A 22,595-nucleotide genomic window follows, 5' to 3' on the forward strand; every position below is an offset into this window, starting at 1 on the left:
TAACATAAAGAATTGAAGAGAAACAAATTATCTTTTTCTGAAACTAAGCGCCTCAAAAATATGTTCTTTTTTTATATTTACACTATTTTCCAAATCAGCAATCGTCCTTGCTACTTTTAAAACTTTGTTAATACTTCTAAAAGAGAGTGAATAATTTGTTGTTGCTAAATTTAAAATATTCTCACAAGTAGAATCCAATATACAATACTTATTGATATCTTCATCTTTTAATTTTCCATTTAAATCACTCTGCCCTCTTTGCATTTGGATTTTAAAAGCATTTAAAACCATTTCATGCATTTTTCTTGAACTTATATCTGCTTTATCATCATAATTTACCTCCGTCATTGTCACAAAAATATCAATTCTGTCACAAAAAGGATCTGATAGTTTTGATTTATATCTTGTGATTTCTAATTCATTACATCTACACTGTTTTGTAGCACTTAATAAATTGCCACAAGGACAAGGATTCATGGCACATGCAAATAAAAACTTTGTTTCATAATTTGTTTTTGAATTTACCCTTGAGATTAATATTTTATTGTCTTCTAGTGGTTCTCTCATTGATTCAAGTATAGCTTTTGGGAAATGTGGAAGTTCATCAAAGAACAATATCCCATTATTTGATAGAGCTATTTCCCCTATTTTAGAATTAATTGTACCTCCTCCAAATATTGATGCTCTTGTTGAAGTATGATGTGGAGACCTAAAAACCGTACTTGCATCAAAGTTTGGCTCAATCAAATTGAGTGAATCTAATTTTGCTTTTTCTAGTATTTGTTCAACTGTTTGTGGTGGCATAATGTATTGTAACCTTTTTATTATCATAGACTTTCCACAACCAGGACTTCCTTCAAATATTATATTATGGTTACCACTTACAGCAATTAAAGCTGCCCTTTTCGCTACTTTTTGTCCTTTTACATCCAAAAAATCCAACATATATTTTTTGTTATAATAAAATTGTTTGTTTTTTATAAACAAAGTATTACAAGACATTGTATATGGAGGAACTTTATACTGTTCTTTCTCTTTAGAATTAAAAAACATAATTGTATCATTTAAATTTTTTACACTATATACACTTATATTAGGAATCATTGCAATTTTATCTTCAATAGATTTTGGTACTAATACATTTAGTTTATCAACTTTTTTTGCTAAAGATAATATTGAAGGGAAGATGGAACTATTTTCTTTTAGTGTTCCATCAAGGGCTAATTCTGCAAAAATATAAAAATCATCAAATTTTACTTTGGTGTCATATAAAGCTACAAGTAATGCAATTGATAAATCAAAATGAGTACCATTTTTATTTATATCTGAAGGTGAAAGATTGATAGTGATTTTTTTAGGTGGAAACTTAAAATCATTTGTTAATAAAGCAGATTTTACTCTATCTTTTGACTCTTGAATAGAAGAACTAGCTAATCCAACTATTGAAAAACTAGGTAATCCTTTTGTAAATGTAGCCTCAACATCCACACAAATTGCATCCAATGACTCTAAAGTAGCACTTTTGATAGTTTTCATATAAAATCCATATAATAATTATTTTATTTATTATATGTAATTTTATATTAATTTTTTTGTAATTAAAATATTTATTTAATATTTTATCTAATAAAAGTACCTTTTAATATAGCTGGATTATAATAAACATACATAAATAATATTATCAATAAAATTATCCATGAAGATATATAAATTATCATAGCCTTTTTAGCTTTTTCTTTTTCCTGCCATAATCTAGGCCTAATACCTTTAATAAAAAATACTATTTTACTAGCTAAATTAATGCTAGTTATATTAATCAAAAGCAAAACTCCAGCTCCAATTGCTAAATCGCTATTTCCTGAGCCAATCATAATTCCCAAAACAGCAGCAGGAGGTAATAATGCAGCAGATACCATAACTCCCACTAATACACTAGATAAACCCGTAGTAATTGACAAAGATGCAGCAGCACCTGAAGCTAAAGCAAGAATAAAAGAGTCATAACTAACTTCTGTTCTTGATAATAATTCATGGGCATCAAAAGTTTGATTAAAAATCATTGCAAAAAACATTGGAAGCATTATTGATATAAAAAGACCAAATAGAACTGTTTTACTTGAAGAATACATTAGCTTAGTATCCCCAATTGAGGCTGAAAAACTAAATGCAATATTGGGTCCTAGTAGTGGAGCAATAACCATTGCTCCTATAATAATTGCTAAATTATTATGAATTAGTCCTATTGTGGCCACAATTGTAGAAAAAACTAATAAAGAAATATAGTTTGAATTAATATCACTATTTTCTTTCATTTCCTTATATATTGTTTCTTTTGCAGCATTTGCTTCATTTTCTTTTTTTTCTTTTTCTTCTGATTCTTTGGGTAAATAAGCTTCTATTGGAAGAATCATCACTTTAGAAGTAACTTGATCTCCCATAATATGGCAAAAACTATCTATAGTTTTTTGCAAATTATAATCAGATACAATCATTCTTGATACTTGCATACCATCTTTATCTACAGGAGAAAAACGCAAGTCTTTAGCTTTTACATTTTCTGCAATCTTCTTTACAAGTTCATTGCTTGATTCATTTAGAACTACTTCAAGATATTTCATTTAATCTCTTTTGAGTAGTATAAAAAAAACTTTATTTATTTTTTTGGTTTTTCTTATACTCTTTTTCAAATTTCTTTCTTTTCATCAAAGAAAGTTTTTCAATAAAAAGGTGACCTTCAAGGTGGTCCATTTCATGTTGCCATGCAACTGCGGGAAAGTCTTCTGTTTCTACTTTATGATTGTTCCCAAATCTGTCTTGATACTCTACAATTATATGTTGAGCTCTTTTAACATCTTCATTAAATCCAGGAACACTTAAACAACCTTCAGTAAAAACTTGAATTCCATCTTTATGAGTTATTTTTGGATTTATTGCTTCTATTAAAGAGTCTTTTGCTTGAATATCATTTTCATCTGGAATTAAAATAATAAGAACATTAAGGGGAACTGCAACTTGAATTGCAGCAAGTCCTACACCACTTTGAGCAATCATTGTTTCATACATATCATCTAAAAGAGTGTGAAGTTCTTCATCGAACTTCTCCACATCTTTTGATTTTGTTCTAAGTAACTTATTTGGATAAGTTATTACTTCTCTAACCATTGTTTCTCTTACTTGTGATTTGTGATTACTTCGTCAATCAATCCATATTTACAAGCTTCTTCTGCACTCATAAAGTTATCTCTATCTGTATCTTTTTCAATAACTTTTAATGGTTGACCTGTTTGTTCAGAAATCATTTGGTTAAGAGTATCTTTCATTCTTTGAATCTCTTTTGCTTGAATTTGAATATCAGTTGCTTGACCTTGTGCTCCACCTAATGGTTGGTGAATCATAACTCTAGAGTTAGGTAAAGAATATCTTTTACCCTTAACTCCAGAACTTAATAAGAATGCACCCATTGAAGCAGCTTGTCCTATACAAATAGTACAAACATCAGGTTTGATATAGTTCATAGTATCATATATAGACATTCCACTTGTGATAACTCCACCCGGAGAGTTTATGTATAAATAGATATCTTTATCTGGATCTTCAGCTTCTAAGAAAAGTAATTGTGCTACAACTGTAGAAGCAACAGCATCATTTATCTCTCCACTTAACATAATAATTCTATCTTTTAGAAGTCTTGAATAAATATCATAACTTCTTTCACCTCTACCAGATTTTTCTACAACGTATGGAATATAACTCATATAATTTTCCTATTATTAATTTATTTACCTAATTTTTCGTCAAATAATTTATTTAAAACTTTATCTTCAATCATTGACATTTTAATAGCTGGCATATAACCTGCATCTTGGTATTGTTTTAAAACATCTTGAGGATTTTGTCCATTTTGCATTGCTTCATAATAAATTACTTGAGTAACTTCTTGATCATTTACTTCTACACCTTCAGCAGCAGCTAAAGCATCAACAATAAATGTAGCTTTTACAGAAGTTTCAGCATCAGCTTTTAATTCATCTCTAATTGCTTCTACTTTTTCAGCATTTTCTTGAAGTTCTTTAATTTCTTCTTCAGTCATTGTTCTTACTTTATTATTTAAAGCATAATTAACTTCTTGTTCAACAACACTTGTTGGTAAAGCAAATTTAACATTTTCAACTAATTTGTCTAAATATTCAGGTTTTAATTCTTCTCTATAATATGTATACATTAATTCAGTTTTCATTTGTTCTTCAATTTTTGCTTTTAATGTATCAATTGTAGCATCTTCTTCATTTGGTAACATCTTTTTAGCAAATTCATCATCTAATTCAGCAGGAACTTTTTCTTGAATTTCATGTAAAGTTACTTTAAATGTAGCTTCTTTTCCAGCTAAATTTTTAGCTTGGTAAGATTCAGGGAAAGTTACAACGATATCTTTTTGTTCTTCATATTTCATTCCTAAAACTTGCTCTTCAAATCCTGGAATAAATGAATTAGAACCAACTTCTAATGCATACTTTTCAGCTTTACCACCTTCAAAAGCAACACCATCAACAAAACCTTCAAAATCAATGACAGCGAAGTCACCCTCTTTTACCATTCTTTTTCTTTTGATTTTTTCTAACGGAGCTGAACCTTTTGCAAGATTTTCTAATCTCTCAGTAAGATCTTTTTTAGCAACTTTTTTCTCTTTAACAGCAGGAACTAATGATTTGTAATCACCTAAATCAAATTTTGGTTTACAAGAAATCTTAAGTTCTACATCAATGTCACCATCTTCTTTTTTATCAAATTTACTAACACCTGGTTCACCAATTAATTCTTCATTCGCAATTTCTAATTTAGCTAATCCTTCTTGTAATAAATCTCTTAATACTTCGTTAGCTGCATCTTCAGACAATTTTTCACCATATCTAGCTTTAACAACATTTACAGGAACTTTACCTTTTCTAAACCCTTGTATGTTCATTGTTTTTGCAGCTTCTTTAGCAATTTTGTCCATTTTTGCGTCGATTGTAGCTTTAGTCATAGTTGCAGTTATTTCTGCATTAGCTTCATCAACTCTTTTTGCGTTAAATTCCATTAACTTTTCTCCAATATAATTATTTTGAGCGATTTTATCTAAATTTTACTAAGGCTTTACTAAAATTGTTCATTATATAAATCTACACAAAAGAGTCTCAATGCAATTTTTATACCCTAATGTTCTTTTTTTAATGTTAATTCCCTCTTTAATACTGTTTTTTTTAATTATTACTCAAAAAAGCAAATTTGAAAAAATATTTGATCAAGATGTTTTAAATAGACTTGCAATACCAAATTCAAATCTAACAAAAAAAAGTAGAAATATTTTACTTTTCATAGCACTCATTTTTATGGTAATTGCTCTTGCTAGACCTGTGACAAATGAAAAAGAACAAAATATTAAACAAGAAGTAATTCCTGTGGTTGTAGCAATTGATGCATCAAAATCAATGTTAGCGCAAGATGTTCTTCCAAGTAGATTAAAAATGGCAAAGAAAAAAGTATTAGATCTTATCAAATCACCAAATCAACTCTCAATTGGAGTGATAATTTTTGGTCAATCATCATTTATATTATCACCACTTACAAATGATTTTACCTCATTAAATTTTTTACTTCAAAATTTTGATTATGATCTAAATATAAATAATGGTTCAAACATATTTTCAGCACTTGAAGCTTCAAATAAATTGTTAAAAAATTATAAATCAAAAAATATAATTCTATTAACAGATGGGGGTAATGAAGGTGACTACAAAAAAGAAATTGAGTATGCAAATAAAAATAATCAAAATATTTATATCATAACAATTGCTACAAACAAACCAACTCCAATACCATTAAAAGATGGGTATGAAAATGATAAAGACGGTAATATTGCAATGGTAAAACTGAATGAAAGTATAAAAAAACTTAGTTTAAATACAAATGGTGGATATACAAATTATACACTAAATGATGACGATATAAACTCAATCATAAGTGATATTACAAAAAAAGCAAATAAAATAAATATGCAAATAAAAAAACAAAAAACTTATACTGAACTATTTTATTATCCTTTATGCTTAGCTTTAATTTTACTCTTAATTGCCTTTTCATCACTGCCAAATATCAAATCAATTGTAAAATTATCTATTATTATATTCCTTTTTCAAAATATTAATCTACAAGCTTCATTACTAGATTTTAATACTATTAAAGATGCAACAAAAGCTTATAATGAACAAGACTATGAAACTGCTTCTAATAAGTTTAAAGACTTTATAAATACAAACGAAGGCAAATATGATTTTGCTAATTCTTTATACAAAGAAAAAAAATACAAAAGTGCCTTAGATACATATAAAGATATAACAACTAGTAATGAAGAATTAGAGTTCAAAAAACTGCACAATATGGGAAATACTTATGTTAAACTAAATGATTTAGAAAACGCAAAAAAAATGTACGAAAAAGCCTTAAAAATAAAAGAAGACAAAGAGACAAAAGAGAACTTGGAAATTGTAAAAAATGCGATGAAAAATAAAGATAATAAAGACAAAAAAGAGAATCAAAACGATAAGAATGATAAGAATGATAAAAACACTAAACAAAACAATGAAAAAGATAAACAAAACAAAGAGAAGAAGGGTGATAAAAGTAATCAAGAAAATAAAAATAAGAAAGATAAAAAAGAATCAAATCAAACTAAAATAAAAGAAGATTTATTATCAAATAAAGAAGAGAAAAAGTGGCTTAATTTACTTAAAAATCAGAAAACACCCATCTTACTAAAAAAAGTTGAGACAAAGAACAATTCGGAAAATAGTTCTTCATCTCCTTGGTAATATTAGTAATTAGCTGATTTTCTCATTTGCATCAACTCTCTTTGAACAGAGATGTTGATTTTATCATTTGCTTCAAAATTTAAAGCATAATTTTTCCCATCATAATCTACAGAATTTAGTATGATTTTCATGGCTTCAATTCTTGATAAAAATTTATCATCACTTCTTACAATATGCCATGGTGCACTTCTTGAATTAGTTCGTCTAAGCATTTCATATTTTTTTTCTGAAAACTCACCCCATAAATCTTGAGCTTGCATGTCTACTTCTGAAAATTTCCATTGTCTAAGAGGATCTTCAATTCTTCTATCAAATCTTCTTTTTTGTTCATCTTTAGAAACAGAGAAATATAATTTAATTAATATCATTCCTTGTCTTACTAAATCTTGCTCAAAATTAACAACATCTTCCATAAAGATTTCATGTTCTTCTTGTGTACAAAATCCAAAAATTGGTTCTACCATTGCTCTGTTATACCACGATCTATCAAATAAAACCATCTCTCCACCTGTTGGAAAGTGTTGAATATATCTTTGGAAAAACCATTGATTTCTTTGTGTATCATCGGGCTTACCAAGAGCAACTATTCTGTAATGTTTATTGTTCATATATCTAGTAATTCTTCTGATAGCTCCACCTTTTCCAGATGCATCTCTACCTTCAAAAAGAATAATCATTCTTTTATTTTCTTTTTCTAGATAATCTTGAAGTTTGATTAATTCTATTTGATAATGTTTAAGCTCTTCAAGTTCATAAATCTTTCTTATACCATCTTTCATAACACTTTTAGCAAGAGATTTATAATCACCTAATAAATCTTTCATCTCTTTATTTTGTGATACTACTTTTTCATATTCTTTGGCTGGTAAAGTAGTTTTATTCTCATCTAAAACTTCAATCTTCGGTTCTTCTTCTTGAGCTATAATAATACTATCTTTGTAATTATTCATCAAAGTAATAGCATCTCTTTTAGTAATGTTATCTTTTTTTGAATACCCTAAAACTTTTACATATCTTTTTTTGTCATATTGAAATCTTGCTACATATTTTCTTCCATAAGTTACATGAGCAACTTTTGAAACATATAAACCATTATAATCTGTTTTTTCAAAATCATTTAAATTCATCTATTATACCTTTGCAAATTTATTCTCTTTTTCCATGTACTCAATTTCTTGAGTTCCCGTATTTACCAAGTTTTTGTCTATATTTAATAATTCAGATTCAACTTTATCTGTATATTTTACATTTGTTAAAATATATTTTATGCAGTTTAATCTAGCCAATTTTTTATTATCGCTTCTGATAACAATCCATGGAGCAATATCTGTATTTGAAGCCATTAACATAGAAAATTTAGCTGTTGTGTAATTATCCCAAAGTTTTTGGGATTCTTTATCTACGGGAGAGAGTTTAAATTGTTTTAAAGGATCTATCTCCCTTTTTTTAAATCTTCTTGCTTGCTCTTTTTTTGAAACTGAAAAATAAAATTTAAACAAAATTATTCCTGATTTTACAATCATCTTTTCAAATTCTGGTACTTCTCTTAAAAACTCATGGTGTTCTTCTGTGGTACAAAATCCCATAACAGGTTCAACTCCACCTCTGTTGTACCAAGATCTATCAAAAAAGACCATTTCTCCAGCACTAGGTAGATGTTGAGTGTATCGTTGGAAGTACCATTGTGTTTTTTCTATATCACCTGGTTTCCCAAGAGCCACTATTCTTGCACCTCTAGGATTTAGATGCTCAGTGATTCTTTTTATGGTACCACCTTTACCTGCTGCATCTCTTCCTTCAAAAATCATCAAGACTTTTAAACCCATATCTTTTACATGATTTTGAAATTTTAATAATTCTATTTGTAATAAAGTAAGTTCTTTTTCATATTCTAAGGTCTCTTTTTTTACCCAGATTTGAACTTTTTTACCTTTTTGTTTTAACTCTTTTCTTTTTCTTTTAAAATTTTTTGACTTATGTTTTATATTTTCATGGGTATCAATCTCTTCGTCTTCTTTGAATTCATCTTCAATTATAACTCGCTTTTGTCCCATTTTATTACCTTCTAAATATTAAAGTCTTGCTTTATATTCATTATAACCAAAGTTTTTTACAATTTGGTAACAATCCTCTGCCTTTTTTATTGCAATAGATGGCAACTTAATTCCGTTAAAAGTGGTAGTTTTTACCATCGTATAATGTATCATGTCTTCTAAAATTATTTTATCACCTACTTTTAATGGCTCATCAAATGAATAATCCCCAATAATATCACCAGCTAAACAAGTATTTCCACCTAATCTATAAGTATGGGCTTTAAGACCAGATTCTGCACTATTTCTAATATCAGCTCTATATGGCATAGCAAGAGTATCTGGCATATGAGCTTCTGCTGAAGTATCTAAAATAGCTATGTCCATACCATTATTTACAATATCCAAAACTGTAGCAGTTAAGTATCCTGTTTTCCAACCTACTGCTTCACCTGGTTCTAAATAAACTTCTAAATGTGGATATCTTATTTTAAATTCTTTTAAAAGAGTAACTAATCCATTTATATCATAATCAGCTCTTGTAATATGGTGTCCACCACCAAAGTTTACCCATTTCATTTTAGGTAAAAACTCACCAAACTTTTCTTCAAAACTTTTTAAAGCACCCTCTAGTGCATCTACATTTTGTTCACATAGGGCATGAAAATGAAGACCGTCTACATTGAAAATTGCATCTTTATCAAAATTCTTTTTTGTAATTCCAAGTCTTGAAAATGCTCCACAAGGATTATATAAATCAACCTCAACAGAAGAATATTCTGGATTTACTCTAAGCCCTATAGAAGTTCTACCTATAGCTTTGTTTTCAAATTTTTTTAATTGAGCAATTGAATTAAATACAATGTGATTTGACAGTGACACTATTTCATCAACTTCTTCTTCTTTAAAAGCAGGAGAATAAGTATGAACTTCTCTTCCAAACTCTTTAGATGCCAATAGCGCTTCATGTAATCCAGAAGCACAACACCCGTGTAAATACTCTTTACATAAATCAAATGTTGAATATAATGAAAAACCTTTTAAAGCAAGTAGAATTTTCACACTTGCTTCATCTTGAATTTTTTTTAAAAGTTCAAGATTTTTCTTTAAAAGTTCTTCTTCACATACAAAGCAAGGACTTGGTAAATCTTCAAAAGAATTAACAATATCAGTCATTATATGGCTCAAAATCTTCTTTACTCACACCACAGTCTGGACATTCCCAATCTTCTGGTAAATCTTCAAATGCAGTCCCAGCAGCTATACCGCTATCTTCATCACCAATGGCTGGATCATATATATAATCACATACTTTACAGATATATTTTTGCATAATTTGTCCTTTAAAAATGTTCCATTTTTCAAGGGAACCTTATATTTTTAACTTCTTTTAACGATGGAAATAAATTCCATCTAAAGAAGCAAAGCCTAAAGAAAGTAACGAGTTACTTTTTAAAATGTTTTATTTATAGTTCAACTATTTTCCAAGGAAGACCTTGTTCCATTAATTCATCCATAAATGGTTTAGCATCAAATTCTTCGATGTTGAATACACCTTTGTTTTTCCAAATACCTTTATAAAGCAGTTTTGAACCAATCATTGCAGGAACTCCTGTAGTATAACTTACAGCTTGTGCACCTGTTTCTTTGTAACACTCTTGGTGATCACAAATATTGTAAATATAAACTTTTTTAGCTTTACCATCTTTTACACCTTCTATGATACACCCAATGTTTGTTTTTCCAACAGTTCTTGGCCCTAAACTTGAAGGATCTGGTAGTAATGTAGTTAAAAATTCTATTGGAATAATTTCTACACCTTTATGCATAACAGGTTCAATTCCCAACATTCCTACATTTTGTAAACAATTCATATGTTGTATATAAGAATCTCCAAATGTCATAAAGAATCTAATTCTTTTAAGACCTTTAATATTTTTTGACAATGACTCTAACTCTTCATGGTATAAAAGATAAGATGGCTTTACACCAACTTCAGGATAATCATGATCAACTCTTATTTCTAGTGGCTTTGTTTCTATCCATTCCCCAACACCTTCATCATTTTTTTGCCAATATCTACCATTTGCAGATACTTCTCTAAGATTGATTTCTGGATTAAAGTTTGTAGCAAAAGGGTATCCATGATCACCTGCATTACAATCCATAATATCAATGTAGTGGATTTCATCAAAAAGATTTTGTTGAGCATAAGCACAAAAAACACCAGTAACTCCTGGGTCAAAACCTGAACCTAATAATCCCATAATATCAGCATCTTTAAACTGATCATTTCTTGCCCATTGTTCTTTATATTCAAATTTTGCAACATCTGGATGTTCATAATTTGCAGTATCCACATAATCAACACCACATTTTGTACAAGCATCCATGATTGTCAAATCTTGGTATGGCAATGCCACATTTAAAACTAACTTTGGATTAACTTTTTCAATAAGTATTACTAAATCATCAACACTATCAGCATCTACAGAAGCTACAGAGATCTCTACATTTTGATTTTTTAAAATGTCATCTCTGATTGATTCACATTTTGAAATAGTTCTTGAAGCTAATGTAATTTTTTCAAATGTATCTATATTCATCGCACACTTAACAGTTGCAACCCGACTTACTCCACCAGCACCAATAATTAATATACCTTTTTTCATAAAAACCTCTACTTTTAAAATTATTAATATTATATTAAAATAATAGTTAAAGAACAACAAGGTTACCAAAATTAGATTAAAATTTAATTACATAAAGATAAATTCTATTTAAAGAAATTTAGGATATAATCCTCTTCTTTGATATGGGGATGACTTGGTATCGATTAGAGCAGTGAGGATTGGTTGCATGTCGGCCTGAACATGCCGTTATACGGTTCATTTTTTTTAGACGCAAATAATACAAATTACGCTCCAGCTTACGCTAAAGTAGCATAAGTTAAACACAGACTCGCCTAACGGCTTGAGACTTTGGAGGTTTCCACTACAGATTCTATCTATGTAGTATTACGGAGATTCACCCTAGATAGATTATCATTTTAGAGTTGATTTGACTATTTTGAGACATTTAAAATCTTAGCTTCACAATATGCCTTGCAGGTTGAGTTGTTGTAAAGTGAAATTCTTCAACCTTTTACTAAACATGTAGACGCTGGTAGTAGCTGTTTTAAGACTCCGGTTCAATTCCGGACATCTCCACCATTATAACTCTCCATACAATTCATAAAAGTCCATTAAGCCACTAACAAATAGGACTTTATTATCATTTTTCGTCTAACATCATCTAATTACTTTTCAGTAAATCTAAATTTTTTGGGGTACTTTTTAGGGTTCTTTTTGTAAAATTAAGAAATTGAATTAAAAAAAGTACCCTAAAAATTCTCAAAAGGATTCACATGGCAAGAACTATCATACCTTTGACTAATATAGAAATTAAATCTGCAAAACCTAAAGAAAAAGATTATAAACTTTTTGATGGTGGAGGTCTTTTCTTATTAGTTGTAAAATCTGGTGGAAAAAGATGGAGATTAAAATATAGATTCAATAATAAAGAAAAAGTTTTATCTATAGGAACATATCCAACAATTTCTCTAAAAGATGCTAGAGAGATTAGAGATGATTATAAAAATCTAATCGCAAAAGGCATTGATCCCATTGAACAAAAAAGACAAGCTAAAGAAGAAAACAATACAAATGAAAAGAAAAAAGAGAACACATTTTATAAAGTTTCTCAAGAATGGCATAAAAATTATGAATCAGAAGTTTCTGAAAATTATCATGATAAATTAGGAAAAGCACTACAAAACTATATTTATCCATTTATAAAGAATCAATCAATAGAAGATATAAGTAGATTAAATATCATTGAAATACTACAAGACTTAAAAAATAAAGGAATTGTAGAAACTGCTAATAGAGTTTATACGACATTAAACAAAATATATAAATATGCAGTAACATTAGAATACACTTCACACAACATAATAGCTGACATAGAAAAAAAAACAATCTTAGGTAAGAGAGAAAAAAGACACTACCCTACTTTTACGAAAGATAAAGATATAAAAGCTTTACTTCTTGCTATTAATGACTATAACGGAGATTACTCAACAAAAATGGCATTAAAAATGCTTCCTTATGTTTTTGTTAGAAGTTTTAATATTAGATATTGTGAATGGTCTGAAATAGATTTTGAAAATAAACTATGGATTATCCCAAAAGAAAAAATGAAAACAAAAATAGAATTTATACTTCCATTACCAAACCAAGTAATAAACTTACTAAATGAAATAAAACCATTTTCAGGAAGTGGTAAATATGTATTTCCAAGTTTTAGAGATAAAGATAAACCTATGAGTGATAATACTATTATTGGAGCATTAAGAAGAATGGGTTATGCAAAAGATGAACTTGTAGCACATAGTTTTAGAGCTATGTTTTCTACAATAGCTTACGAAAATGCAAATACTGAAAATGGGCATAAATATACAGGAGAAGTTATCGAAGCCCTACTTGCTCATAAAGAACAAAATAAAATAAAAGCAGCTTATAATAGAGCATTATATAGAGACAGCATGAGAGGTTTAATTGAATGGTATGCTGAATATTTGGATTATATAAAATGTAAATAATGCTATATACTTTAATAAAAAAACTATTACCTTATATAAGTATAAATTTAGATTCCTACAATAATTAGTTTAAAAAGATTTTTCATTTTGAATAATATAAGATATTAATTCTTTTCTATTTTTCTCTTTAATATAATTTGTTTGAAGTATTCTTCTAGAATTCATTCTTATTTCATACATACTTACATTTATATTAGAAGTTTTCGAAACAACTGTATGAGTATTTGATGTATTTTCATATGTAAAATCTATTTCTAGTTGCTTAATTTTTCTATTAGTTTTCACCATTTTCAGCCCCTTCTTCTTTTATTAATCCACACTCAACCAATGCATGAATTGCTTGGTTTTCTAAAGTTGGAATTGCTTGTAACGATATTCTACTTTTAGGACGAGCAATTTTTATATCTTGTTTTATAATTTTACCATCTTTATTCTTTCGTTCTTCCTTCATGGAAAAGAAATTAAGATACTTTCTTGGAGATACTCCATCATATGCAAGTATTCTAACTTTTTTATTATCACTTTCATCTTCTGTTAATGCATCACTATGTAATGTCATACCTAAACTTTTCTTATAGGGTTCAATATAATAAATATTTTTGATACCAGCTAAGATGATGTGTCTTGCACAATTATGACAAGGATAAGTAGTACAATATAAATTACCTCCAACCATTTTATTATTAGTCATTTGGCTACCAATAATAATAGCATGCATTTCTGCATGAATAGATCTAGAGTACTCAATAATATTCTTAAATTTAGATTTTTTAATTATATCCATAACATTTTTTATATCTTTACTATTTTGAGCAAGTGCTTTTCCAATTTCTTCTTCAATATTGTCTAAAATACCAGTTCTATGTGTTACATTACTACAATATCCTAAGTCTTTACACCTTTTATTATCTGTATCAGTATATAGATTACCACCAAACTTTGGTACATCATTCCAGCCACGTGCAATTGTAACTCCATTTTCATCAGTAATTGTTGCTCCCACTTGTCGAGATAAACAGGCAGAATTACCAGCTGAAGATTTAGCATTATACATTGCCTCTTCATCACTATTAGGCGTAATTATTTTAGTATCAAAGATAAGATGCATATATCTATTTATTCTTTCATGAAGTGATTTCTTATTTACTTTAGAACTTCTAATAAAAATATCTCCATTTATAAATGTATCTCTTACATTTTGACCAAATAAATCATTTTCATATTCATCTGAAGCCATTATACTCTTGATTTCATCGTTAGATAATCCATTATTTCTTAAATTTTCTTTTCTCTCCTCTTCAGGTGAAAAAATACTAAATAAATAGAATATATCTCCATAAATAGATTGTAATAATTTTAGTTCTTCATAGTTTTTTAAAGAATCTATTATATAGCATTTTCTTCTTGATGTTGCATCCGTCGTTTTTTTTATTTTTCTTTCTTCTCGTATTTGTTTAATTGCTAATTCAATAAGAATTGATTTATTATTATATTTAGTTCTTAAGTTATCTCCACCTTCTATTTTCCACATCAAATTAGAATAGGCAGGTGTTTTACCAACTTCACTATTAGGAGAAACATCGTAGTACGTTTCAATAAAATCAGATACTTTTATATACTCTATTTCATAATTATAATCAGTCAATCTTTTTTTTATTGCTTCTATAACATAATCTCTATTAGAACCAATGGGAGAACAAATACCTATTATTAATTCATCAGTAGATGTATTTTCAATTTTTTCTTTTGTAGTTGATGATGTTGTTGTTAATTTAAATAGAGCAGAATCTTCAGTTTTTTTTAGTACAGCACTTGACATTTTTTTCCTATATTTAATAAATTAAAGGTAATATTAATTAACGTGATTATATTAAAATTTTCCTAATATATTAATAAATAACAAATTTAATTACACACAGCAAAATTCCGAGGACAGTTTATCTAATTATTTAAATAAACAATCAAATCCCCTTCAACTTATCCTTAAACTCAATAACCTTTTTAACCAAAGGCAATAAACCAATATTTTGTATAAACTCTGCATCGCTTAAATTACTCAAAGCAAAGTTTCTTAATAATCTAGATTTTCTTATATTTACACACCTTATTTGCACAGTATTTTTAATTTTATCTTCTTGAATATCCCATAATTCCTATGTTTTAGCTCTTGATTCTAAGACATTACTCTTAATTTATTTATATATTCGTTTGATACCTACCTTATATTGTGAGTATTTATTTGATTTTATTTTAGTAAATGCCTATAATCCCCCAAATTTCTTGATTTTTTTAAAGTCACCTACCTTATATTGTAAGATTTTTATATAGTTTACCTACCTTATATTGTGAGTATTTTTTAATTAGATACCTTATTTGGTAAGATTTTTACAATTTATCTACCTTATATTGTGAGTATTTATTTGATTTTATTTTAGTAAATGCCTATAATCCCCCAAATTTCTTGATTTTTTAAAAGTCACCTACCTTATATTGTAAGATTTTTATATACTTTACCTACCTTATATTATGAGTATTTTTTAATTAGACACCTTATTTGGTAAGACTTTTTTATTTACATACCTTATTTGCACAGTATTTTTAATTATCAAACTCATAAAAAACGTTATAGTCTCCTACTTTTAATAATTATTGTAAGTTTAGTCTAATACTTATTATAAAGAATCTCGTTTGAAAAAAAATTAAGCATCATAAAATTAAAAATTATTTGATTTTTTTATCATATTTTTAATTCTGCAACAAAAATCCAATTTAAAAAAACTGCATAAAAACTGTCACTCAATGCACCGTAAAATCGGGAAAAGTGAAAAAATGACTTTTGCACTTAAAGGTCATTCTTGCTTTTTAAAAAAAATGGTGTTTTTTAATGGGTCTAAAAATTAAAAACTGCATAAAAACTGTCACTCAATGCACCGTAAAATCGGGAAAAGTGAAAAAATGACTTTTGCACTTAAAGGTCATTCTTGCTTTTTAAAAAAAATGGTGTTTTTTAATGGGTGTAAAAATTAAAAACTGCATAAAAACTGTCACTCAATACACCATAAAATCGAGAAAAGTGGGAAAATGACTTTTGCACTTTCTGCAATCCAAAAATGGTTTATTATCTAAAAGGCAAGAAATGGCATTTTTACCATATTTATTATTATATATAAAAATTTACTATTTAAAAAAAACTGCATAAAAACTGTCACTCAATGTACCATGAAATCGGAAAAAGTAGAAAAATGACTTTTGCACTTTTATCCTTATTTTATAGTCATTCTTATCTCATAAGCTAAAAATAACTCAAAATCATTTTTTTTTAGAAAAAACATACATTTTTTAAGCTTCCACCAGTATTCATTTAAGTTTCAGAAATTAAACCTTAAACTAGTTTAAGATTAGATTGATTTTATAGAGCAATTAATTTTATATTTATAAATATTTATACTCTAATGTATACCTTTAAAAAACTCACAAACATCCACTTCTAAAACATTAGCTATTTTGATTAGATGTTCTATATTAAAATGTTTATTATTTAGTGCTAATTCTCCAACAGAAATAGTTCCTACAGCTTTATGACCAATTGCTAGAGATAGATTTAGTTGAGTTATTTTTTTCTTTTTTCTTTCATTTTTGACATTCTCACCAATCTTTTTATAAATCTTTTGCATTTGTTTATCAGTAATGTCACAGTTTTTCATTTTTATACCTATAGTTAGTTTTTACAAGTATATTTCTTATGAAAAATCTTCTCAACTAACTATAGTTAGTATTTAGAGTTATTATTGTAAAATATTAAAGAAACTTTTCATTGAATTATCAAATATCTAGCCATGAAATAAAGGAAGTTTAGTATGAAAAAATTATTAGTATTGGAATTTATAGTTTTGGTTTTATTTCTAAATGGATGTAGTTCAACAACTACAAATTTATCACAAGAAAAAGTTGTTCAAGCTAATATTCAAGAAGATAAATATGACGATTTTGACAGAATGGATAGAGAAGATGAAAGACTTATGAGTAACAATAATGGTCTTTTAAATTTAAATACTTGTCCTATTACTAGATAATAAATAAAATAAGGAACTAAAGTGAAATTTACAATATTAAAAATCTTAAGTATAGGAGTAGTTACAGCTTTATTTTCAGGTTGTGCTACTACTACATTTAAAAATGTTTCGGAGTTAAACAAAGTTACTAACAAAGAGTGTTCTAAACCAACTAAAAATTTATCAGCTTGGCATATAGATAATTTATATGATTGTAAAACAAAATCTTTTTTTATACCTTATCAATTATGGAGTGGTGCTAAATTTGATGGTAACAAAGAAACAAGTATCAACCATCAAGTAGATAATACAAGTTATGCTACTCATAATAAATCATCTAAATTAGTTCCTATTAAAATAGTAGGTACAAAAAAATGGGTTAATAAAATTACAAAAGAAGAAAATAATATCTATGTTAGAACAACAGAAACAAAAGGCGTTAAAAAAGTTCAATATTTTGTTGCCAATGAAATGGGAATAGGTAGAGTTTATGATGATAGAGAGGGTGGAAGATATTTTAGTGGTACTGGTATTAAGTTTCCATCAGGTTATGGTTGGAGATTAGGAGAAAGAAGAACTGCATTTGATATTGAAAATGGAGAAGATAGAAGTACTGAAATAGAAATTGTAGCTATGACTTTTGATGATAAACAAGAGTTAAAAGATATTACTTTTAATTGGTGGACTAATGGTTATTTTGATAGACAATATACATATACTGTAAATAATGGCTTAGCTAAGTCTGTTAAACAATAAGTAGCTTTAGAAGAATCACTCCCAGTAGACTTGCTACCAATAACCACGCAATAAAATATTGTTGAGAAGTGACTAGAATAATTCTATAATAATGTTTTAATTTTGTCAATTAAATAAATGTATGAGATGAATACAACTTATTGACATTTAAAAAAAATAAGAATAGAATTTGTACTAGAAAAGAAAGCTTAACGAGATGATAAAAAACTGCAATTTTTTATCACACAATTAGACTTATCTTCTTTAAACTTTTAGATTAGCTCTATCTCATTTTATTTATAAAGTGAGATTAGAATTCCACTATTAAAAAGTTTTATTTTATAACTGTAACCAATATTATTATAAAATTTTTATATTTCATTTAAAATCTTCATAAAATCTTGTGTTATATGACTATAGATAGCATATTCAGCATGTATGTTTTTTTCATAATTTGGTGAAGGTTTTTCTATACCAGATAACCTAAAATTCTTTTTTGTCATCTCATCAAAAATCTGTAACTTAATACATTTTTTATAAGTAAAATAATCAATAGTTTTATTAATTTCAAAATAACCTCTATCCATAGTATTCTCAGGTAATATTAGATTATTTTTAATAGATAAAAAATCCATATCATTTAATTGTAAAACAATATTTATTAATTCAGCTTCTTGATATTGTAGTGTTTTATTACGTATTAGCTCAACCGATAGTCTTGCTAAAAACTTAGCTTGCATTTCATATGTAGTTCTTCTTGCATTTTCTATAAATTCATATAAATAGTTTAAGTTTTTATTATTAGTTACTAAATCGTTATAAAACTCTTTTTTTTCTTTATCACTAATTTTACTATGTTCGTATGCAAAATATTCAAGTCGCTGAGAAAACCTATTTACTATGTAATCGTCCATACAATTTTTTAACGATTCTAATTTTGACTCTTGATAAAAAAATTTACATGCAAATAATCCTATATTATAGCCTTCTTGTGCTATCTCTTCTGCAATATCAACTAAATTGTATTTCATCTAATTATTTCCTCTAAAATTAAATAATTGTACTTTCCCCATATATCATTTATTCAAAATCAGATAATAAATGATACAAAGTAATCTCCTTATTATTTTTCTTCCGAATTTCTTTGAAAATCTTTAAGTTCACTTTTTTTGAATCAATCTCGTCAAAAATATTGTTGGATAAATTTGTATTATCAAAACCTTTATATTGTTGATTTACTAAATAGTTTTTATAGTTATTACATAATGTAAAAAATTCTTTCACTTTACAATAAACTAAAACAACGACAACATTACAACCTTTTGCATTATAGCCATCTAACTTATCCATATGTGATTTAATAGTCTGTCGTGAACATCCAAATAATCTAAATGCTTCTATTAAGAATAAATCATCTTTAGATTGATTTGAAACAATAATATCCCGTTCTCCTGCACTCTTATCAGTTGCTGAATTCCCTCCACGTGATTGATCTCTAGCTGACCAGTTAATAAAACCCATTCTTTGGTTTATTAATGATGTCACCCAGTCATTAATCATATCTTCTATAAAGAGTTTTTTGCTTTTATTTTTTACATTTTCTCTACGTTCTAATAATTCTAATGATATTAAACGCATATTTTCTAAAATAAATTCTTCCAAAGATAATTCTTCTTCTCTAGGAAATATTTTAGCATGATGTTCATCTATCATATTTTTTATTTTTAACCAATATACTTTTGCTTCTTCAGGAGTTAATATTATTGAACTTGAGTTGATTTTAAGTATTTGTTTACTTTTATATGCAACTTCATATTCATTTACTAAATCATCTTTAATTTTTTCTAATTCATCCTTTTTAGATTTGTCAATTTCTTTATGAAAAATAAAAACTTCTTCTAAGTATTTAATTGCTGTTGCAGACATTTGTTGTTTCTGTAAAAACTTACATCTTATAGGGACAATATCCAAGTCATTCTTTAAATACTCTGGCATTGTATTCCAATAATACAAAAATTTATCAAAATTATTTATAATTTGATAGCCTTCAAGTAAAATTACATATTCACTTTTATCTAAAATATTATTTTCAAATTGGATTGATAAATTCTCCCATTCTAAAAGAGCATCTTTATATGACTCTAAATAATTATCATCATCTTTATTAAGCAGCTTACAACGAACAATCAATAAGTTTAGCGCATATATTGGTTGAATAGAGTCATTTAAAATAGCTTTTAAAATTTTATAAGTTTTCTCAGGTTCTTCTTCAAAATATAATAAAGCTACTATAAATCTTCTATGTCTTTCCATTTCTTCTTGCATTGATTGTTTAAAACTACCGAAGTTTTTTCTATCATTAAATGGGTTTTCAACTTTATTGAGTTTCTTTATTTTATCTTTAGTCTGTAAAACCTTTTGATTAAAGATTTTTAATAAATCCTTTTTATACTTTATTTCTTTGTAGATTTTTTTAAAATGATCTGATTTTTGATTATTTTCTAAAATGTCTAATAATGGCTCAGAATAATCTTCCAATTCATTTTCATTTAATGTTAAAACTAAAGTATCAATTATCTCAAACATATGGGAAAAGTCTTCTTCTCCTATTTGTCTTGTCTTTAATTTTTTAAATACCTCTTTTCTTATTTCTGTAGATGTAGAGTACTTTAATACTTCAAAAATATTTGCAATACTTGTATTGTTTAAAAGATACGCTAAAATCTCTTTTCTATTATCATTATGAAACTGATTAAAAAATTCTAAAAACATACCAATTAAGTTATGTTCATTTTTTTCTAAAAATGGTTGAAAAATATTTTTCTTCCAATCAGTATTATCGGTATATTCTTTTACAATAATAACTAGAGCATTTTCTATTAATACTTTATCTTTTTCAACAGATATTTTATATAAGTTTAGTAAAAACCTAAAGTGCACTCTAATTGTATGTAGAATATGGAAAACATCATCATCTTTATAGTCTTTGTTAGATATTAAAGTAGTGCTAGAATTAAATAGACTCTCTTTTTGTTTGTTTGTAGATAATTGAACCAATAAACTCCAATCAAATTGATCCATAATACTATCTTCAGATAAACCATGGTTTTTTAAAGCATACATTAGTGAAGATTGATAAAGATTAATAATATCGGAGATAATAATAGTATTTAATTGAAAAAATCATCATTTTCACTAATCTCTAAAGATTCTTTATGACTTTTATTTAAAAGCCATAACAATAAATGTATTTTTTCATATGGAAGATGAAAACTTAGACCTCTACCTATATTACTGTTGATAATTTTTTTAGAAATACTGGGTAAAGTAAGTCTCAATAAAGATTGTTTAGGATGATTTGAAACTTGAATCACCATTACTTTTTCAAAAAACTTTAATACATTATTTAAATAAAAAGATTGCTCTTGATTCATAGAGTAATGGTTTTCTACCATTAAAATAAGTAAATTAGAAATAATATTAGAACTCTTTTGTATATCAATAAATTTTTCAAAAAATGAAAAGAAAACTTCAATTGATTGATTCCATATCATTTCTTTCCACTGAAGTACATAGTCATTTGAATTTGTTCTAAGTGTTGGTAAATTATTATTTGACAAAATATGTTTCATTCCAATAGTCAATGTTTCTGAACTACTTAAATAAAAAGGAATTAACGAATCATTAAATAAAGTTGTTAAAAGTTGACCCGCTAAAAATGGTCTACTTTGGCAATCATTAAATAATTTTTTTGTTCTTGAAAAACTATTTTCTTCATTATATATAAATACATCATTTATTATTACAAAATAAATCAAATCCTCATATATAGTTATACCTGTTGGAAAAATTCTGTCTGTAATTGCTCTATTGTTCCACCATAAAAAAGCATCTAATATATTATTTTCAGGGTTAAGTTTTCTTAATTCATTTGGTAATTCAATGTTTGTACTATAAATTGAAAAGTGATGCCTATTAGCCTCTAAACAAAGTTTTTTATAGATATCATACCATGTCTCTTTCAGTTCATCTGAATTTAAAATGTAATCTACAGATTCGTCTAAAAAATCATCTTTAAACTTTTCATTTTCAAAGTCTAAATCAACTATCCCATTATAATCAAAGGCATTAGACATTAAATAAATCCATTTTTCAAAAGCATCTTTTTTTGATTTATTTTTACTATATAATAACTTCCATAACTCACTACCTATAGGCTTTATATCATTAGATGAAAATTGAAAAGTATATATATTTTCATCTTTTTTTATCAACTGTTCTAATA

At 26.9% G+C, this 22,595-nt stretch carries 20 protein-coding genes and 1 other RNA gene; 5 read left to right on the top strand and 16 right to left on the bottom strand.

What is annotated here, in order from left to right; all coding sequences use genetic code 11:
- Positions 1–27: 27 nt before the first annotated feature.
- The 5 genes from CRU95_RS14110 to tig all read right to left on the bottom strand — a co-directional run bounded on the left by CRU95_RS14110 (position 28) and on the right by tig (position 5,077).
- The gene (locus tag CRU95_RS14110) at positions 28–1,536 is read right to left on the bottom strand and encodes a YifB family Mg chelatase-like AAA ATPase (protein WP_129101764.1); all 1,509 of its coding nucleotides are present in this window, start codon (positions 1,534–1,536) and stop codon (positions 28–30) included.
- An 83-nt stretch (positions 1,537–1,619) separates the two neighbouring features.
- Positions 1,620–2,618, bottom strand: coding sequence for a TIGR00341 family protein (locus CRU95_RS14115; RefSeq protein WP_129101765.1), 999 nt, complete (start codon positions 2,616–2,618; stop codon positions 1,620–1,622).
- Between the two features lie 31 nt (positions 2,619–2,649).
- Entirely contained in the window at positions 2,650–3,162 is a 513-nt protein-coding gene (gene def / locus CRU95_RS14120) for a peptide deformylase (protein WP_129101766.1), read from the bottom strand.
- A gap of 8 nt (positions 3,163–3,170) precedes the next feature.
- Entirely contained in the window at positions 3,171–3,755 is a 585-nt protein-coding gene (gene clpP / locus CRU95_RS14125) for an ATP-dependent Clp endopeptidase proteolytic subunit ClpP (protein WP_129101767.1), read from the bottom strand.
- Positions 3,756–3,775: 20 nt separating this feature from the next.
- A complete protein-coding gene (gene tig / locus CRU95_RS14130) occupies positions 3,776–5,077 on the bottom strand; it encodes a trigger factor (RefSeq protein ID WP_129101768.1) in 1,302 nt (433 codons plus the stop codon).
- A 100-nt stretch (positions 5,078–5,177) separates the two neighbouring features.
- On the opposite strand from tig, the gene CRU95_RS14135 reads away from it, so the two are divergent.
- On the top strand, positions 5,178–6,848 hold the full coding sequence (locus CRU95_RS14135; RefSeq protein WP_129101769.1) for a VWA domain-containing protein: 1,671 nt from the start codon (positions 5,178–5,180) through the stop codon (positions 6,846–6,848).
- A gap of 2 nt (positions 6,849–6,850) precedes the next feature.
- On the opposite strand, the gene ppk2 (CRU95_RS14140) is transcribed toward CRU95_RS14135, so the two are convergent.
- The 5 genes from ppk2 (CRU95_RS14140) to CRU95_RS14160 form a co-directional block, all read right to left on the bottom strand.
- On the bottom strand, positions 6,851–7,975 hold the full coding sequence (gene ppk2 / locus CRU95_RS14140; protein WP_129101770.1) for a polyphosphate kinase 2: 1,125 nt from the start codon (positions 7,973–7,975) through the stop codon (positions 6,851–6,853).
- Positions 7,976–7,978: 3 nt separating this feature from the next.
- Positions 7,979–8,902: a polyphosphate kinase 2 gene (gene ppk2 / locus CRU95_RS14145; RefSeq protein ID WP_258238729.1), complete on the bottom strand. Its 924-nt coding sequence runs from the start codon at positions 8,900–8,902 to the stop codon at positions 7,979–7,981.
- Between the two features lie 18 nt (positions 8,903–8,920).
- A complete protein-coding gene (nspC, locus tag CRU95_RS14150) occupies positions 8,921–10,057 on the bottom strand; it encodes a carboxynorspermidine decarboxylase (protein WP_129101771.1) in 1,137 nt (378 codons plus the stop codon).
- The gene (gene rd / locus CRU95_RS14155; protein WP_129101772.1) at positions 10,050–10,214 is read right to left on the bottom strand and encodes a rubredoxin; all 165 of its coding nucleotides are present in this window, start codon (positions 10,212–10,214) and stop codon (positions 10,050–10,052) included. Before rd ends, nspC begins: the two co-directional genes overlap by 8 nt.
- A 133-nt stretch (positions 10,215–10,347) precedes the next feature.
- Positions 10,348–11,553: a saccharopine dehydrogenase family protein gene (locus CRU95_RS14160; RefSeq protein WP_129101773.1), complete on the bottom strand. Its 1,206-nt coding sequence runs from the start codon at positions 11,551–11,553 to the stop codon at positions 10,348–10,350.
- Between the two features lie 145 nt (positions 11,554–11,698).
- Between CRU95_RS14160 and ssrA the strand changes: the two genes are divergently transcribed.
- Together ssrA and CRU95_RS14170 are read left to right on the top strand one after the other, a co-directional pair.
- Positions 11,699–12,093, top strand: a transfer-messenger RNA (tmRNA) gene (gene ssrA, locus CRU95_RS14165).
- A gap of 194 nt (positions 12,094–12,287) precedes the next feature.
- On the top strand, positions 12,288–13,523 hold the full coding sequence (locus CRU95_RS14170; RefSeq protein ID WP_129101774.1) for an integrase arm-type DNA-binding domain-containing protein: 1,236 nt from the start codon (positions 12,288–12,290) through the stop codon (positions 13,521–13,523).
- 69 nt (positions 13,524–13,592) lie between these two features.
- On the opposite strand, the gene CRU95_RS14175 is transcribed toward CRU95_RS14170, so the two are convergent.
- The 3 genes from CRU95_RS14175 to CRU95_RS14185 form a co-directional block, all read right to left on the bottom strand.
- Positions 13,593–13,811 (bottom strand): hypothetical protein, encoded by a 219-nt coding sequence (locus CRU95_RS14175; RefSeq protein ID WP_129101775.1) that lies wholly within the window; start codon positions 13,809–13,811, stop codon positions 13,593–13,595.
- Positions 13,798–15,342, bottom strand: coding sequence for an anti-phage dCTP deaminase (locus CRU95_RS14180; RefSeq protein ID WP_129101776.1), 1,545 nt, complete (start codon positions 15,340–15,342; stop codon positions 13,798–13,800). The genes CRU95_RS14175 and CRU95_RS14180 overlap by 14 nt, the downstream gene beginning before the upstream one ends.
- Positions 15,343–16,972: 1,630 nt before the next feature.
- Positions 16,973–17,227: a helix-turn-helix domain-containing protein gene (locus CRU95_RS14185; protein WP_129101777.1), complete on the bottom strand. Its 255-nt coding sequence runs from the start codon at positions 17,225–17,227 to the stop codon at positions 16,973–16,975.
- 153 nt (positions 17,228–17,380) lie between these two features.
- Here CRU95_RS14185 and CRU95_RS14190 point away from each other — a divergent pair, with 153 nt between their 5' ends.
- Positions 17,381–17,596 carry a hypothetical protein gene (locus tag CRU95_RS14190; RefSeq protein ID WP_129101778.1) on the top strand — a complete coding sequence of 72 codons (216 nt, stop codon included), beginning with the start codon at positions 17,381–17,383 and terminating at the stop codon, positions 17,594–17,596.
- Between the two features lie 21 nt (positions 17,597–17,617).
- Positions 17,618–18,331, top strand: coding sequence for a hypothetical protein (locus CRU95_RS14195; RefSeq protein WP_129101779.1), 714 nt, complete (start codon positions 17,618–17,620; stop codon positions 18,329–18,331).
- Between the two features lie 350 nt (positions 18,332–18,681).
- On the opposite strand, the gene CRU95_RS14200 is transcribed toward CRU95_RS14195, so the two are convergent.
- From CRU95_RS14200 to CRU95_RS16665, 3 genes are all read right to left on the bottom strand, one after another.
- Positions 18,682–19,341 carry a hypothetical protein gene (locus CRU95_RS14200; RefSeq protein WP_129101780.1) on the bottom strand — a complete coding sequence of 220 codons (660 nt, stop codon included), beginning with the start codon at positions 19,339–19,341 and terminating at the stop codon, positions 18,682–18,684.
- Between the two features lie 49 nt (positions 19,342–19,390).
- Positions 19,391–21,433, bottom strand: coding sequence for a hypothetical protein (locus tag CRU95_RS14205; protein WP_164969801.1), 2,043 nt, complete (start codon positions 21,431–21,433; stop codon positions 19,391–19,393).
- 47 nt (positions 21,434–21,480) lie between these two features.
- On the bottom strand, positions 21,481–22,595 hold a 1,115-nt coding region (locus tag CRU95_RS16665; RefSeq protein WP_164969802.1), incomplete at its 5' end, for a hypothetical protein.

Origin of the sequence: Arcobacter sp. F2176, assembly GCF_004116465.1 — a bacterium.
GTDB lineage: Bacteria > Campylobacterota > Campylobacteria > Campylobacterales > Arcobacteraceae > Arcobacter > Arcobacter siniprincipis.

Excerpts from the sequence above, each read along its gene's own strand:
- CRU95_RS14110 (WP_129101764.1), bottom strand. The coding sequence starts at position 1,536 with ATGAAAACTATCAAAAGTGCTACTTTAGAGTCATTGGATGCAATTTGT.
- CRU95_RS14115 (WP_129101765.1), bottom strand. The coding sequence starts at position 2,618 with ATGAAATATCTTGAAGTAGTTCTAAATGAATCAAGCAATGAACTTGTA.
- def (WP_129101766.1), bottom strand. The coding sequence starts at position 3,162 with ATGGTTAGAGAAGTAATAACTTATCCAAATAAGTTACTTAGAACAAAA.
- clpP (WP_129101767.1), bottom strand. The coding sequence starts at position 3,755 with ATGAGTTATATTCCATACGTTGTAGAAAAATCTGGTAGAGGTGAAAGA.
- tig (WP_129101768.1), bottom strand. The coding sequence starts at position 5,077 with ATGGAATTTAACGCAAAAAGAGTTGATGAAGCTAATGCAGAAATAACT.
- CRU95_RS14135 (WP_129101769.1), top strand. The coding sequence starts at position 5,178 with ATGCAATTTTTATACCCTAATGTTCTTTTTTTAATGTTAATTCCCTCT.
- ppk2 (WP_129101770.1), bottom strand. The coding sequence starts at position 7,975 with ATGAATTTAAATGATTTTGAAAAAACAGATTATAATGGTTTATATGTT.
- ppk2 (WP_258238729.1), bottom strand. The coding sequence starts at position 8,902 with ATGGGACAAAAGCGAGTTATAATTGAAGATGAATTCAAAGAAGACGAA.
- nspC (WP_129101771.1), bottom strand. The coding sequence starts at position 10,057 with ATGACTGATATTGTTAATTCTTTTGAAGATTTACCAAGTCCTTGCTTT.
- rd (WP_129101772.1), bottom strand. The coding sequence starts at position 10,214 with ATGCAAAAATATATCTGTAAAGTATGTGATTATATATATGATCCAGCC.
- CRU95_RS14160 (WP_129101773.1), bottom strand. The coding sequence starts at position 11,553 with ATGAAAAAAGGTATATTAATTATTGGTGCTGGTGGAGTAAGTCGGGTT.
- CRU95_RS14170 (WP_129101774.1), top strand. The coding sequence starts at position 12,288 with ATGGCAAGAACTATCATACCTTTGACTAATATAGAAATTAAATCTGCA.
- CRU95_RS14175 (WP_129101775.1), bottom strand. The coding sequence starts at position 13,811 with ATGGTGAAAACTAATAGAAAAATTAAGCAACTAGAAATAGATTTTACA.
- CRU95_RS14180 (WP_129101776.1), bottom strand. The coding sequence starts at position 15,342 with ATGTCAAGTGCTGTACTAAAAAAAACTGAAGATTCTGCTCTATTTAAA.
- CRU95_RS14185 (WP_129101777.1), bottom strand. The coding sequence starts at position 17,227 with ATGAAAAACTGTGACATTACTGATAAACAAATGCAAAAGATTTATAAA.
- CRU95_RS14190 (WP_129101778.1), top strand. The coding sequence starts at position 17,381 with ATGAAAAAATTATTAGTATTGGAATTTATAGTTTTGGTTTTATTTCTA.
- CRU95_RS14200 (WP_129101780.1), bottom strand. The coding sequence starts at position 19,341 with ATGAAATACAATTTAGTTGATATTGCAGAAGAGATAGCACAAGAAGGC.
- CRU95_RS14205 (WP_164969801.1), bottom strand. The coding sequence starts at position 21,433 with ATGTATGCTTTAAAAAACCATGGTTTATCTGAAGATAGTATTATGGAT.